The 14653-nt window shown below is 47.8% G+C and carries 15 protein-coding genes, 1 pseudogene and 1 riboswitch; of the genes and pseudogenes, 3 read left to right on the top strand and 13 right to left on the bottom strand.

Translation table 11 applies throughout. From position 1 onward, the window contains the following. Positions 1–29 precede the first annotated feature (29 nt). From glmU to MJB10_RS00935, 11 genes and pseudogenes are all read right to left on the bottom strand, one after another. Entirely contained in the window at positions 30–1430 is a 1401-nt protein-coding gene (glmU, locus tag MJB10_RS00985; RefSeq protein ID WP_314800683.1) for a bifunctional UDP-N-acetylglucosamine diphosphorylase/glucosamine-1-phosphate N-acetyltransferase GlmU, read from the bottom strand. 132 nt (positions 1431–1562) lie between these two features. Next, a complete protein-coding gene (spoVG, locus tag MJB10_RS00980; protein WP_028557369.1) occupies positions 1563–1847 on the bottom strand; it encodes a septation regulator SpoVG in 285 nt (94 codons plus the stop codon). Positions 1848–1965: 118 nt separating this feature from the next. Beyond that, entirely contained in the window at positions 1966–2349 is a 384-nt protein-coding gene (locus MJB10_RS00975) for a RidA family protein (RefSeq protein WP_314800677.1), read from the bottom strand. Positions 2350–2371: 22 nt separating this feature from the next. After that, positions 2372–3196 (bottom strand): pur operon repressor, encoded by an 825-nt coding sequence (gene purR / locus MJB10_RS00970; RefSeq protein WP_314800675.1) that lies wholly within the window; start codon positions 3194–3196, stop codon positions 2372–2374. 198 nt (positions 3197–3394) lie between these two features. After that, complete coding sequence (gene ispE / locus MJB10_RS00965) at positions 3395–4249, bottom strand: 4-(cytidine 5'-diphospho)-2-C-methyl-D-erythritol kinase (protein WP_314800674.1); 855 nt, start codon at positions 4247–4249, stop codon at positions 3395–3397. Positions 4250–4595: 346 nt separating this feature from the next. Beyond that, positions 4596–4766, bottom strand: a pseudogene (locus MJB10_RS26630) (small, acid-soluble spore protein, alpha/beta type); the annotation flags it as partial. 191 nt (positions 4767–4957) lie between these two features. Continuing rightward, positions 4958–5233, bottom strand: a complete 276-nt coding sequence (veg, locus tag MJB10_RS00955) for a biofilm formation stimulator Veg (RefSeq protein ID WP_028557365.1) — start codon at positions 5231–5233, stop codon at positions 4958–4960. Positions 5234–5491: 258 nt separating this feature from the next. Further along, positions 5492–6370: a sporulation peptidase YabG gene (yabG, locus tag MJB10_RS00950; RefSeq protein ID WP_314800655.1), complete on the bottom strand. Its 879-nt coding sequence runs from the start codon at positions 6368–6370 to the stop codon at positions 5492–5494. Positions 6371–6425: 55 nt separating this feature from the next. Next, complete coding sequence (gene rsmA, locus MJB10_RS00945; protein ID WP_397386563.1) at positions 6426–7334, bottom strand: 16S rRNA (adenine(1518)-N(6)/adenine(1519)-N(6))-dimethyltransferase RsmA; 909 nt, start codon at positions 7332–7334, stop codon at positions 6426–6428. 40 nt (positions 7335–7374) lie between these two features. Then, positions 7375–7908 carry a ribonuclease M5 gene (gene rnmV, locus MJB10_RS00940; RefSeq protein ID WP_314800651.1) on the bottom strand — a complete coding sequence of 178 codons (534 nt, stop codon included), beginning with the start codon at positions 7906–7908 and terminating at the stop codon, positions 7375–7377. Between the two features lie 124 nt (positions 7909–8032). After that, positions 8033–9172, bottom strand: coding sequence for a ubiquitin-like domain-containing protein (locus MJB10_RS00935; protein ID WP_397386562.1), 1140 nt, complete (start codon positions 9170–9172; stop codon positions 8033–8035). A 282-nt stretch (positions 9173–9454) separates the two neighbouring features. After that, a riboswitch (cyclic di-AMP (ydaO/yuaA leader) is annotated at positions 9455–9649 on the bottom strand. Positions 9650–9926: 277 nt separating this feature from the next. Here MJB10_RS00935 and MJB10_RS00930 point away from each other — a divergent pair. Together MJB10_RS00930 and MJB10_RS00925 are read left to right on the top strand one after the other, a co-directional pair. Then, positions 9927–10676 (top strand): ABC transporter ATP-binding protein, encoded by a 750-nt coding sequence (locus tag MJB10_RS00930; protein WP_314805436.1) that lies wholly within the window; start codon positions 9927–9929, stop codon positions 10674–10676. Continuing rightward, positions 10673–11923, top strand: a complete 1251-nt coding sequence (locus tag MJB10_RS00925; RefSeq protein WP_314800649.1) for an ABC transporter permease — start codon at positions 10673–10675, stop codon at positions 11921–11923. Before MJB10_RS00930 ends, MJB10_RS00925 begins: the two co-directional genes overlap by 4 nt. On the opposite strand, the gene MJB10_RS00920 is transcribed toward MJB10_RS00925, so the two are convergent. After that, positions 11906–12673 carry a TatD family hydrolase gene (locus MJB10_RS00920; RefSeq protein ID WP_314800646.1) on the bottom strand — a complete coding sequence of 256 codons (768 nt, stop codon included), beginning with the start codon at positions 12671–12673 and terminating at the stop codon, positions 11906–11908. The two genes, MJB10_RS00925 and MJB10_RS00920, sit on opposite strands and share 18 nt — an antisense overlap. A 37-nt stretch (positions 12674–12710) precedes the next feature. After that, the gene (locus MJB10_RS00915; RefSeq protein ID WP_314800644.1) at positions 12711–13988 is read right to left on the bottom strand and encodes an HD domain-containing protein; all 1278 of its coding nucleotides are present in this window, start codon (positions 13986–13988) and stop codon (positions 12711–12713) included. 367 nt (positions 13989–14355) lie between these two features. On the opposite strand from MJB10_RS00915, the gene MJB10_RS00910 reads away from it, so the two are divergent. Next, positions 14356–14610, top strand: coding sequence for an AbrB/MazE/SpoVT family DNA-binding domain-containing protein (locus tag MJB10_RS00910; RefSeq protein WP_314800637.1), 255 nt, complete (start codon positions 14356–14358; stop codon positions 14608–14610). Positions 14611–14653: the final 43 nt, after the last annotated feature.

Raw genomic sequence — 14653 nt, 5'->3', positions numbered from 1 at the left:
ACATCAAAGGTTCACTTCTTCTTTATTCCCTACGACTTGCTTTTGCTTTCCTTTTTCGCTTTCATCCGAGCTTTAATTTTGTCAGCATAACCCGCTTTGTTCTCTTGACGTTCACGGGCTATCGCCATATCGCCAGGGTTCACATCACGCGTAATCGTGGAACCTGCCACCACATAAGCCCCATTCCCAATTTTCACAGGTGCAATCAAATTGACGTTACTGCCTACGAACGCATCATCGCCGATTTCCGTAAGGTTTTTATTAAACCCGTCGTAATTCACCGTGATCGCCCCGCAGCCGATGTTCACATTACCCCCGACAACTGCGTCACCAACATAGCTCAAATGAGACACTTTCGTGCCATCTCCGAGAGATGCATTTTTAATTTCAACGAAGTCGCCGACTTTTACTTGCTTGCCCAGCTTGGCTCCTGGTCTTAGATAAGCGAATGGCCCTACCGATGTCTCGCTGTCTACGAATGCATCCTGCAGTACGGATTGCTTAATCGTCACGTCATCTTGGATAACCGAATCGATAATTTCCGTTTGCGGCCCAATCGTACATTGCTCGCCAATCTGTGTCTTCCCTCTCAAAATCGTACCTGGCAGCAGCACCGTATCTGCACCAATGGTAACGTCCTTCTCAATATATGTGTTGATCGGGTCAATAATCGTCACGCCGTTCAGCATATGCTCACGGTTGATGCGCGCTTTGAAGAGCTGTTCCGCTTCCGACAGCGCCACACGATCATTCACACCAATTGATTCAGCCGGATCTGCCATACAGAAGCCTTGCACGATCTCTCCTGCATTCGTCAGGATGCCGATGACATCGGTCAAATAGTATTCATTCTGTACATTCTGATTCGTTACAGAAGCCAGCGCTTTAAACATTTTGCGATTATCAAAAATGTACGTCCCCGTATTAATCTCCTGGACAGCCGCCTCTTCCGCGCTGCAATCCTTCTGCTCTACGATACGCGTAACGCGTCCGTCTTCGCCGCGAATAATACGTCCGTAGCCATGCGGCTCGTCCAGCTGCGCTGTCAAAATCGTAGCCGCCGCGCCAGACTGCTGATGCAGTGCGATCGTCTCTTGCAGCGTAGCTGCCGTAATGAGCGGCGTATCTCCGCAAATGACAACGGTCATGCCATCTTCGTCGCCAAGTAGGTCCTTCGCTTGCAGCACCGCATGACCCGTGCCTAATTGCTGCTCTTGCAGCGCATACTCCGCGCGATCTCCTAGGTACCCTTTCACGGCTTCCGCACCAAAACCAACAATGACGACTGTTTTCGTTACTTGTATATGTTGCAGCGTGTCCACAACGTGACCCACCATCGGTTTACCTACAACCGGGTGAAGCACCTTGTACAGCCTCGATTTCATCCGTTTACCTTGGCCGGCAGCCAATACAATTGCCATGAGCTTCAACGAAAATCCAACTCCTCTTTTTTGAAATATCAGTTTCCATTTTCTCTATCTACGAATGAGTTCTTCCCCCAATATAGCATTGTTTCCTGTGAAAAGAAAAGAGAGCCCCGAGGGCCCTCTCAATAATCTGAATTATGCGCCTTCTTCAATAACTTCCTCTTCTACAGCCGCACGATCGTATTCAGCGAGTACTGCTGCCTGAATTTTCTCGCGAGTTGTAGACGAAATCGGATGAGCGATATCGCGGAATTCCCCGTCTGGTGTTCGCTTGCTCGGCATAGCAACGAACATTCCGTTATTGCCATCGATGACACGAATGTCGTGTACGACGAACTCGTTATCAATGGTAATAGAAGCAATCGCCTTCATCCTCCCCTCGGAGTTTACCCGGCGGAGTCTAACATCTGTAATTTGCACTTGTGTTCACCACCTTTTTCCATCTCTGAGACTTGGGTGTAATATTCCACATTACCGTACAAATTCCTTCTTCTTTTTTTGAAATTTTTGATAATTTAATGTGTTCTTAATGTTTCTGTTAAATTTCGACAGGAATCACAGCAATTAGTTCAATTTCGACACTGACATCACGAGGCAATCTCGCAACTTCAACGGTCGATCTAGCAGGTTTATGCTCCCCGAAGTAGGAAGCATAGATCTCATTGAGCTCTCCGAATTGATTCATGTCCTTCAAGAAAACCGTCGCTTTCACCACGTTTTGAAAAGATGAACCCGCTTCTTCCAAGACACCTTTCAAATTGGCAAAAACCTGATGCGCCTGCTCCTTGATCCCGCCCTGTACGATTTGACCGTCCAACCCTAACGGAATCTGTCCCGACGTAAATAACAGGTTGCCCAGCTTAACTGCTTGGGAGTAAGGTCCAATCGCAGCCGGCGCTGCGGAAGTTGAAATGAATTCCATGCGTTATGAATCTCCTTTTTGATTATTTCGTGTCAAAATAATTACCTGGCTCTACCGTGATTTGCTTCGTCTTGGAGTCTACGCCATAGAGTCGTGCTAATGAAACGTAGTTATCCACGAGCTGCTCCTCAGCCTCGCAGGATTCCATGAATACACCGACACCCTGTACGGTTGCTTTAAACTCAGCCAAAAGATCCATCATGCCGTGGATCGTACCACCAACATGCATAAAGTCATCAATAATGAGTACCTTGGACTCTTCCTTGAGTGCGCGTCTAGCCAAAGACATCGTCTGAATCCGTTTGTTGGACCCTGAGACATAGTTAATGCTAACGGCTGAACCCTCCGTGACTCGGCTATCCCTGCGCACAATGACAACAGGCAAGTTCATATACGTAGCTGTTGCGTAGGCGAGCGGGATCCCCTTCGTTTCCACGGTCATGATCACATCGACGTCCCGACCCGCGAAAGCGGATGCAAAGGTTTTGCCGATTTCATTCAAATATTGGGGTTGACCCATAATATCCGACATGTACAAGTAGCCGCCAGGTAGAATGCGCTCTGGCTGTTGCAGCTGCAAGCAAAGATTCTGGATAAATTTAAGCGAAATGTCTTTCGGCACCTTGGGAGAGAACTTCACGCCGCCAGCAGCCCCAGCAAGCGTGTTAAGCTCGCCTAATCCTTCTTCTTCGAAAACTTCTTTAATAATGGCAAGATCTTCGCTGATGGAAGATTTCGCGGAGTTGTAACGCTCGGCAAAAGTCGTTAAAGGGATTAACGAGTGGGGGCGAAATAACAGATATTGTGTCATTTCTACCAGCCTAGCGCTCCTTTTCAACTTTTTCATCGCACTACCCCCAAAAATCCGAATATTATAATGAAAATATACCACTTTTATACGTATTTATTCAAGCTTACCATGAAAAATATATTGACACGAACCTGACATAAATATAACGTAATTCTTCTGCCCGAACCATATTTACCAGTATACCCCTAAAGACAGAAAAAGAGCCCTCACGTAGGGCCCTTTCTTGACTCCTTATTACGTCAACATCCGCACGGCATAAACATCTTTACAGAAGCCGCGCAACCCGTTATAAATACGCGCTACCTTGGCTTCCTTGGATACGAGGCCGAACACCGTCGGTCCGCTGCCAGACATCAGCACGCCGTCTGCGCCCAAGCGCTGCATGCATTCCTTGAGATGTCTCACCTCTGGATAGAGATCCAAGGTCACTCCCTCCAGCACATTGCCCAGATTGTCGCAAAGGCGGTCAAACTGCTTGTCCCTGATCGCACTCAGCACGCCTGCCGTAGATGGGTGTTGCTTAATCCCACGCGCGTTCAGCTTCCCGTAGATCTCGGACGTTGATACGTTGATCGGAGGCTTCGCCAGCACGACCCAGCATTGCGGGGGCGCCGAGATAGGCTCCAGCTTCTCACCGCGTCCAGTCGCAAGCGCCGTTCCGCCTGTGACACAGAAAGGGACGTCAGAGCCAAGCTCTGCGCCAAGAATCTGGAGCTCCTCATTCGAAATGTTGAGGTTCCACAACCGATTAAGCCCTCTAAGTGTAGCCGCCGCGTCACTGCTTCCGCCAGCCAATCCTGCCGCTACAGGGATTCGCTTATCCAAATGAATGTACACGCCTTGCTTGACGTCATAGCGGTCCTTGATGAGGCGTGCGGCCTGAAAGGCCAGATTCTTCTCGTCCAGCGGAATATAGCCCGCCTGACTTGAGATAATGATGGTATCTCGCGCCATCTCCTGCATTTCGATCCGATCCGCCAGATCAACCATCGTCATCACCATTTCGACTTCGTGATAACCGTCCGGTCGTTTATGTAGAACATCCAAAGATAAATTAATTTTTGCTGGTGCTTTCTCAAAAATCTTCATCCGATCACCTTCTTTTGCTCGTCTGCCATTCCGATATTATAACAAATACGCATAAAAAAAGCTAAAGCAAATGCTTTAGCTAGTTATAATATGAACGCTGCGTTCCTTGACCCGATTGCTGGGAACCCGCAATCACATGATTCATCGTGACGGATTGTGGCTGATTAGAACTATAAGCTGGCGTGTAACCTGGCGTGTGACTGGAAGCGTAGCCCTGCGCATAATTAGAACCATAATTCGGCGTATAATTCGCAGAGGCTTGAGAACCTTGATAAATGGGTTGATAGCCGCTTGGCTGACGATAGGAAGTATGCGAAGTCTGTACCTGCGGCTTGGCAGCAGCATATTCATTAGCTAAGTGTTGCTGAGCGATCTGGATCGCCCTCTTAACCATATTCCCCGCATCTTTCGTTCGAATTCCCGACCAACCTTCACGTTGAACGACATCATAGAAACCGAGATCCTTCGCTAACTCATGCTTGAAACCTTCCGACATGATACCTCTTCTTCGAGCCATAACATAACCTCCTTAACGTTTTTCGTCAGAAAATAGCTTCGTAAGCACTAACTTATACAAGGCTGCACCCATCATAAACAGTCATGGATGTTGGTTCCGTTAGTATTGCCCTCATGCAGCTGGTCCATGCATACCCGTATAAAAAGCAAAAACAGACCCTCAGGTCTGCCCATATCGTCATGCTATTTAAGCTAATGTTGGATATAAGTGATGCGAACCTGTCCATCATCGTTACAAACCGTTACTTCAACGGACTCGGTCAGAATATCGGCGTAGCTGTATGACACTCGTTTGAAAGCGTGGGATTCTTGATCTAATTTCACAATAAACACAGAAGGGTAGGTTTCTTCTAAAACTCCAGAACGCTCGACAGTCTTGCGACGGCCGCCATTCGCTCTCAACATGATCTTCTGCCCGACGTGGGGCTCCAAACTGCGTTTGATTTCCAACAGCGCATTTTTTGCCATTGTCAACTACCACCTCTTTCCTTGTCAATTATAACCCATTCGGACATCCATGTCAAATGAGGTCAAATATTATATCAGCACCCCATTCCCGTTGTCAACGCCATTTTTATTGGTTTCCGATTTCCCTCTCTCATCAGGTTGTCACCAAAGTTCGCAAATTATTCACACTTTTCCAGTTACTTTGGAATCAGGGCAAAAAAAGAACACCTCCTCCGCCACCCTCCTAAGCGAAGTGATGACAAGCAAGTGTTTCGTAGGTTAAACCGACTCTTCTGTATGTTGAATACCTGGGACGCCCATGCGATAGCTGCCGCGCGTCTCGATCCCGCCTAGCCCATCTAGCCCCGTTACCGTCAGGTCCATGATATCCAGCATCGAAATCGTCTCTCTCGAGGATGTATAAGACAGCTTAGCCGCGATACACAGCGGATCTAAGGCATGAATGAGGATACGCGCAGGTGAACTTGCATAATTCGCGCCAGCTCGTAATAGCGCCTCAAAATGAGACTGACAAGCGCCCGCTACAATGATTAGCGTATCGCGATTGCGCTCGTATTGACGAGCCACGCGAACCGCGTTCACGAAGTTCTGGGAATTCTTATAGCTAGTCAGGCTGCCAGGGCTGCCTTCCTGCCTGTTCTTTAGAATGCCATCATGACCTGTGATGACCACAATGTCGGGCTTAATTTGCGGCAATAGACGTTGCAGCGCTTCGGCCATTTGTGATTCATGAAAGAAGAAACCTTCTGCCGGCACACGCAATTCGCCGTACAATTGCATGCTTTTCCGCAGGTAGCTCGGGTCTCCATCAAGATGCAGCACCCGACCGGGCACTTCGAAATAGGAATTATGTTGGTGATTCTTTTGTTTATGTTGAACGGTTTGTTGGTTTTTCTCTTGCAGATGCACTTGAGCCACCGCCAACCGACGCAAGGACTCCCGAAATTCAGGCGAGCTGGATCGCGGATGATCCAAGGTTTCTTCCTTGTTGATCTTCTTCAGATCTGACAGCGGCGCATCCGCCAGCAGTCGGTAATCTACACCTCGCAGAATGGCTTTGAGATGCTCGATGCGTTCAATTTTAAACATGACGTCGCCGCCATAGGAAATACGGGTTACAAAGTCTCCTTGCCTCATCGCACAAATCCCCTCCTACGGGTATCCTATGGCGAGACTAGGCATTTGGTGCGGGTTATTTGCAGCCGTGCGCGCGCAGGGCCGTTGCTAAGCGAGCAAATTCCTCCATGCTTAGCGTTTCACCGCGGCGTGAAGGCTCAATCTGGCAGCCGTTCAGGAGCGCTTCCAGCTCCGATTTATTCTCTTTGCTAAAGAACCTTGCCGCGAGGTTGTTGTAAAGCGTTTTACGGCGCTGTACGAAGGAAGCTTGCACGACAGCGAAGAAGAAGTCAACGTCCGCCACCTCAACAGGCGGCGTTTGACGCACACGCAGTCGAATGACTGCAGAATCCACATTCGGCTGTGGAACAAAGACGGTGCGCGGCACGATCGTGACTAGCTCCGGCACGCAGTAGAACTGCACGGCAATGCTTAAGCTGCCGTAATCTTTGGTGCCCGGCTTGGCCGCCATGCGGTCAGCCACCTCTTTTTGAATCATCACGACGATATTCTCCAGCGGAAGCTTCTCCTCGAGAAGCTTCATGATGATCGGCGTCGTGATGTAGTAGGGCAGGTTGGCGACGACACTGACGCCATCCACGCCCTCGAAGTGCTGCCGGAACAGCTCCGGCAGGTTGGTCTTCAAGATATCCCCATGAATGACAGTGGCATGGGGGTATGGCGCCAGCGTTTCGTCCAGAATGGGCAGCAAACGCTGATCGATCTCGACGGCCAGCACGCGGCCCGCGAGCTTGGCCAGTTGCTGTGTGAGTGCCCCGATGCCAGGGCCGATCTCGAGCGCAGCCTTCGTTGGCCCAAGCTCAGCGGCCGACACGATTTTGCCCAGAATGTTCTGATCAATCAGGAAGTTCTGGCCTAAGCTTTTCTTCAGCACAAGTCCGTTTTTCTTAATAATCTGCTTCGTCTTACTCGGTGTGGCTACATCTTCTGCGGTTACAATGACTTCTTGTCCGTTTGTCGTCATAGAATAGACCTCGTTATCTATAGGTTTTCGTACTCTTGATTCAATTCAAATGCTCGAGGGCCGCCTCGAATTCCTCGCGAGAAATCTGAAACATCGCGCAGCGTTTATAAAATTGCTTGCCATTGCAATAACCGATGCCTAAGGCGTTGCCTACGGCCAAGCGTCGAGCCGCCGCGTCCGGGTGCACGATGAGGCCAGCGGCGATCAGATCTTCCATCGCAAGCTGCGAGACCGCGCCGTCATATTCCGTGCGCAGGTTCTGCAGCGCCTGGCGAATCGTCTCTGGCGTCGCATTCTCGACGCCGATATCACCCTTATACGCAGCTTGCTCCTGTGTAATGAACGCATGCTTGCAGCCTGGCACCTTGGCTGCAACAATCTTGCGGATCCGCTCACCAGCGTGGTCAGGATCCGTGAATATAATAACGCCTCGGCGCTGCTGGGCGAGCGCGATCCGTTTGAGCACGGCTTGCCCGATGGCCGAACCGCCCGTCTCAATCGTATCCGCCTCCACAGCCCGCTTAATGGCAGCTGTATCGTCTTTACCTTCGACAACGATCATCTCTTTAATCATGAACCGTTTTCCTTCCTAGCCCCCAGTACGCAGAAAAAGAAGAGGGGTCTCCTCTTCTTTCGCGCAGGCAGTCGCCAAGCTACGTGTATAGGGTAGTGTTCCCGCCGAAACGAACGTTTACACGTTAGTTCTCTGACGGTTTTTTGGGACCGACAATGTAGACGGTATATCCTTGTTTCGTTCCGAATTTATTGGCATAGCCATGATCTTCGAAATAAACATCGATCATCTGGCCTTTCACGCCGCTGCCGATATCCTCAGCACGACGGAAGCCAAGACCTTCAATGTAGACCCACCAACCCAGTGGAATCACCTTGGGATCAACAGCAATCGTGCGCCCTTCCGTTACAGTCGTCCCTGTATAGGTTTTACCGTAACCGTAAGCACCCTCATCTTTTCCCGTCGATGCTGCGTCCGCTGAATAAGCGGTGAGCTTCACATTCTTAAGAATTTGCTTATAACCGAAGGTGACACCATTCTTAGATACTTCATCCACACTCGGTGAGGAGGCGGAGAGCACAACAACGGGATTCTTCGTGCCAACGGCAACTACTTTGCTAATACTTTCTGTTTGTACTTCTTCACCCACAACTGCTTCCGCGACTAAAACGCCGTCCTCGAAAGTCTTTTCTTTCTTCTTCACCAGTACGCCTTCTTTACCCTCTTGAACGACTTGCTCTTTCCCTTTGAGTAAATTAGCGTCACTCTTCTTCTCTGTCTCGAATGCGATCGGTTCAGAGACTTCCTCCGTCACTTTGGTCACACGTACGATTTTGACTTCATCGCCAGCGCCGAGAGCGGCTGTCGGTTCGGGAGTGATGCGATCGTTCTCCCCAAGTGCAATATTTAAACGTTGCAATGCACTTTCTACCGTTCTTGCAGTTGTGTAAACAGTGGTGGTCTTTCCATCAGCAGTCAATTGAATTGGCGAAGCATGCTCGATGACGATTTTATCGCCGCCCTTGATTTTGGTCGTCAGGGCGCTCGAAATTTCATCGTGTTCACCAATCGTTATGGCTTGTTCATCCAGTAGGCGTTGCAGGACCCATTGCTTCGTGTGCACAATAGTTTCTTGTCCATTCACAACCACGGATACGCTCTTGGTAGCCGTTCCGTACAACAACACCAAAAACATGAAAGTCATTGCGATTGAGATTAGAGCTAGGCTTAAAATCAAACGCAAGTTTTCATGCTTCCATCGCAATGCGAAGGACATGCTGGATGATCGTTTTACATGGGTCTCGCTAAATGAGATACTGCCCACTTCTTCGGTCCTCCTTCAAAGCCTCGCCGCCAGGTTACAGCATGATAAAATTTGACGCGACTAAGGTTTTTAGTTAACTTAACGTGCTCGCCGTCATCGGTGGTACTTACGCCGAATCGGGTCGTCCCCCCCTTTTCACCTCTTCAACATCCTATGAATTCCAGGTCATTTTATGTCATCTGATCTGTGTAGAACCCTGTATGTGGACAAAAAGCCAGCAAGAAGAGGACTCTTCTCGCTGGCTTAGTTTGCATAGTGAAATACAAATAGCACGCACGACAATCGTTACCTCTCTTACGCTTACGAGGTTAGCTGACGGATTCGGACGTGAGAGTCGCCCTACTGAGGCGCAAGCTGCTTGCTTACGTCTCTGATTCACCCCTGATACTCAATCTGCTCACTTGCCAGCGTATGAACGCTAATCAAGCTTGCAGTGGTTCCCCCGTTTCCACATTTGGAACTCAGCGAATGGAAAATTGGCAAATTGGATATTAAGTTATTATGAAAAGTATATTACGCTGTTAATCACAACCTGTAAAGGGATATACACCCGTTAAAAAGGGCTAAATTGCTCAAATTTCGATTATTTTTCAAATATAACCTCATTTTATCTGCATTTCTCTAACTATAACGTACGTATACACCTTTTCTTATACCACTGTGGCTAAAACTAGGTTAAAAATTCAAATTTGTTTATAATGATTCTGGAAGATCTCTATTCGAAAATACCAATAATTTGCTATTTAGGGAGGCAATTGAGATGGGGCCCATCTTGCAAGTAAACGCTTTATTCGGGGGATATTTACCAAACAAACCCGTTCTTCACGATCTCACATTCTCGATTCAACCTGGTGAAATGATGGGATTAATTGGACTCAATGGCGCAGGTAAAAGTACTACAATTAAGAATATTTTGGGATTGCTGCAACCTCAGAAAGGATCCATTCACATCAATGGGTTAACCTTAACGGAGAATCCCATCGCTTATCGTTCTACGTATGCCTATGTCCCAGAAAGCCCTGAGCTCTACGAGGAGTTAACGATCCGTGAACACTTGGAACTGACCGCTATGGCGTACGGTGTATCCAAGGCCGACTTCACCACTAGATCCCAATCGCTGTTAGCGCAATTTCAGATGGGAGACAAGCTTAACAGCTTCGCCAGCCACCTTTCCAAAGGGATGAAGCAGAAGGTGATGATCATGAATGCTTTCTTAATCGAGCCCTCCCTATACATCATCGACGAGCCTTTTCTCGGATTGGATCCTCTCGCGATCCGCTCTTTACTCGACCTCATGGTCCATATGAAGCGAAAGGGCGCATCCTTTCTCATTTCTTCGCACATTTTGTCTACAATTGAGAAATATTGCGATAACTATGTCGTACTTCACAAAGGGCATCGGGTCGCACAGGGTGATTTAGTCGAATTGCGCGCACAAACAGTGCTGCCTCATGCGTCATTAGACGACATCTTCTACAAGCTCGTGCAAGGAGATCCGCAATGAACCCTTCAGAGGATACTACATATGCATTGAATACACAGGCCTTATGGAGGCAGAGATTTAATTATTATTGGAAGGAATCCATGGGCTATTGGCAGTACGCCGCACGGAGCAACTTTATCGGCTTCTTGTTGTTTCTTGTCATTGTTTCTTCCTATTATTATGCAAAAACATTACAGCATCTTCCGACAGATTATCCGTACCTATGGATCGTGCTTCTCGTGCTCACGCCTTCCCTATCTGCCAGCTCCATACGAACATTAACTCGCAGTGCAGACCGCATGTTTCTATTACGTATCGAGCATGAAATGGGCATCTATTTTAGAAGCAGTTTCCTGTATAGCTATCTCATGCAGAGTGTTTGGCTTCTACTAGCTTGGGTGGCCGTGGCACCGCTGTATTACCACTGTTTAGGCTCTAAGGCACAACCTTTTCTATTGATGCTCATCCTGTTTCTTCTATTAAAAATAGTTCACCTATCCGCCAGTTGGCAAGAAGGTAGATTCGTCTCTGAGCGAACGAGATTCGCTTCCGTCTGCTTACGTTGGGCAGCTTCGCTAGCCCTGCTCACCATCCAATTTCACTATAGCGTCCTTTGGGCTAGTCTAGCTGCATTAGTTCTATTATTCATATGGCTGGCGGTATTCCGCAATGTGTCACGCTATTTCATTGGTTGGGACTATTTGATCGCCAAAGAAAAGCAACAACAGGCAAAACTCTATGCCTTCTTCAACTGGTTCATTGACGTGCCTCAACTGCCAACGCGAATAGCCCGCCGAAGCTGGATCAGCGGACTTACGCGAGCTGTCCCATTTCGACAGGATTCAGCTTATCTATACATCTACACCAAAACATTGCTGCGAACCGAATTGTTCGCGATTCTCCTGCGTATTACCATGATTAGCGCCTTAGCCATCGCTGCTTCGAACACCGCTTCCGTACGCAGCATCATTCTGGTTATCACGCTGGCGATATCCATGATCCAGGTAACGTCGCTTGAGCGAGCTCATCGGTATACGTTCTGGCTTGGCATGTACCCGCTCGAACCTCAAGGCAAAGCTCGCGCTTTGGCCTATCTCATATGGTTGGCGCTTACCGTGGAGCTTGTCCTGCTAACCATTCCTTACATGCCTGGTCTTCCAATCCGTTATCTCATCGTACCTGCGTTAAGTTTCATCTGCATTAGCTTCGTTAGCGGAGTCATACTCCATCGCAAGTTCAAGAAAAATGCCTTACTTGAGGCCGAGTAAACGAATCGCATTATTCGTTGTAACTTCAGCCAACTCTTCCAGAGACATCCCCCGAATTTCCGCGGCGGTTTCGGCCACTAAATGAACATATCCCGTTTCATTTCGCTTACCGCGGAATGGGTGCGGCGTCAGGTAAGGCGCATCCGTTTCGATGAGCAGACGGTCGAGCGGCACCTGTGCGAGCACTTCTTTGGGCTGAACCGCATTCTTGAAGGTAACAGGCCCGCCGAATGAGATATGGAAATTCATATCCAGACACTGCTTGGCCGTTTCCCAGCTCCCCGAGAAGCAGTGCATGATGCCACCGACTTCCGACGCCTTTTCCTCTTTTAGAATATGTACAATATCTTGATGCGCATCCCGGTTATGAATGACGATTGGCATCCCGAGCTTGCGCGCCAAACGAATCTGCTCACGGAAAACCCGCTGCTGGACGTCCTTCGGCGACTTATCCCAGTAGTAATCCAAGCCGATTTCCCCGATCGCCACGACTTTCTTGTGCTGACACAGGGATTCGATCCAATCGAGATCTTCCGGCGTCATATCAATGGCATCGACAGGATGCCAACCTACCGTGGAATAAATGAAATCGTATTTCTCCGCAAGGGCGATAGAGCTCGGAATCGTTTCGCGATTAAAGCCGACATTGACCATTCTCGTGACACCAGCATCGTACGCGCGCTGAATCACTTCAGCCTGATCTTCGTTAAATTGTTCTGCATTTAAATGTGTATGTGAATCCGTCAGCATGTCTCTTCTCCTCGATCTCCAACTTGATAAAATCTATTTAATCTTGCTCACCTAGCATGGCCCAAACATCAGCATAATTCTCGGCGCTTAATCGCTCGAGCAGCTCTTCAGGGTAGTACACATGATGTTTCCCCATTTGAAAACCGCTAATCGATTGCACAATCTCCGAACGATGGGATATTTCCGTTAAGTTTTCCTTATGATCCAGCAGGAGGATCGGCAAATTATCGTCATGCTCGCCTGCGCGATATACATCATACGATTGATTGGACGGAAAGTCGATCTCCATATAATAAGAAGGATCAAACCCCGCCTCTCGCATCACATGCTCCATCCTCTGAATCAAATGCTCCTGATTTTCGTCAAAAGTACTGTATTTATACAGCCTGCGATCCAGGAACCTTTTGCACATATCACTAAGAATCGCGTCCTTCTCATTGCACCAGAAGGTCAGCATCGTCTGCATAACCGACTCATCGAGCACCAAATAATCTTCCAGCGAAATCTGATTCTGTATCAAATGATGAATAGGCTCCACCATAAAACCAAACGCATACCCATCTTCATATAAATGCTTGGCTCTGGCAAAAATTTTATGCAGCAGAATTTCGGCGCTTCGCGTAACGGGGTGGAAATACACCTGCCAGTACATTTGGTACCTAGACATCAAGTAGTCCTCTACGGCGTGCATCCCGCTCTCTTTGACAACGATATGACCTTTGTATGGACGAATCACGCGAAGAATCCGTTCTAGATCAAACGTTCCGTAATTGACTCCAGTAAAGTAGGCGTCGCGCAGCAAGTAATCCATCCTGTCGGCATCCAATTGGCTGGACACAAGACTCACCACAATTTCTTCGCTATACGATTTGCAAATGACACCGGCTACCTTTTTCGGAAAATCAGGCGATACCCGTCTCAACACTTCGTTTACCTCCGTATCTCCAAGCACAATACGGCATGACCAATCTTCGTGCCTCGTGCCGAAAGCCTTCTCGATGGAATGCGAGAACGGGCCATGTCCCAAATCATGCAGCAATGCGGCGCAAAGACAAAGCAACCGCTCTTCCTTCGGCCAGTCCTCATAATGGTTGCGTTCGAATTGCGAAATAATTTTCCGAGTGACCTCGTACACTCCCAACGAATGCGAGAATCGGCTATGCTCGGCCCCGTGAAAGGTCAAATAAGAGGTGCCTAGCTGTCGGATGCGGCGCAAACGTTGAAATTCCCTCGTATTGATCAAATCCCAAATCGTCTCATCCTGCACATAAATATATTTATGAACGGGATCTTTGAATACTTTCTCTTCTTTCATTGCGGTCGACCTCCCTTTATTATTGTATATGTGTTCGACATTTCCGACAAACAATTGCGGATTTTGTCGTATTTTGTCGAATTTCAAATTCCAATTTTTCACTTGGTTAAACATGCTTTTTTAGGTATTTATCGATGCGACTACAGACCCGCTTGCCGTAATATATTCCCGACGAATCCTTATTTTAAGCGTGATCTCGGTCTTTTGCCTATGACACAAAAATGAAAAAATTTAGACAAAATTCCGATTTCATTTGGAAAATATGGTTGACTATTTTGGGAATGGTTGGTATCATATTCTTAAGCATATGTCGAAACATGACGATCTTGATAAAAATTTGATAAATTCGAAAGGGGTTTATAAATAGATGATGAAATCTACAGGTATCGTAAGAAAAGTGGATGAACTAGGACGCGTTGTTATTCCGATCGAGCTGCGCCGCACGTTGGGTATTGGTGAGAAAGACGCTTTGGAAATATATGTAGACGGCGAGCGCATCATGTTGAAGAAATATGAGCCTGCTTGTATCTTCTGTGGTAATGCGGAGAACGTTTCTTACTTCAAAGGAAAAATTGTTTGCCATATTTGTTTAGCAGATATGCCAACACCTGTGACAAAATAAGAAAAGTAGTATATAATAGAAGTAGCACTTATCCTATTGGTAA

Source organism: Paenibacillus sp. MBLB1832, from assembly GCF_032271945.1.
Classification (GTDB): Bacteria; Bacillota; Bacilli; order Paenibacillales; family NBRC-103111; genus Paenibacillus_E; species Paenibacillus_E roseopurpureus.
This window is presented reverse-complemented; position numbering and strand designations above follow the sequence as displayed.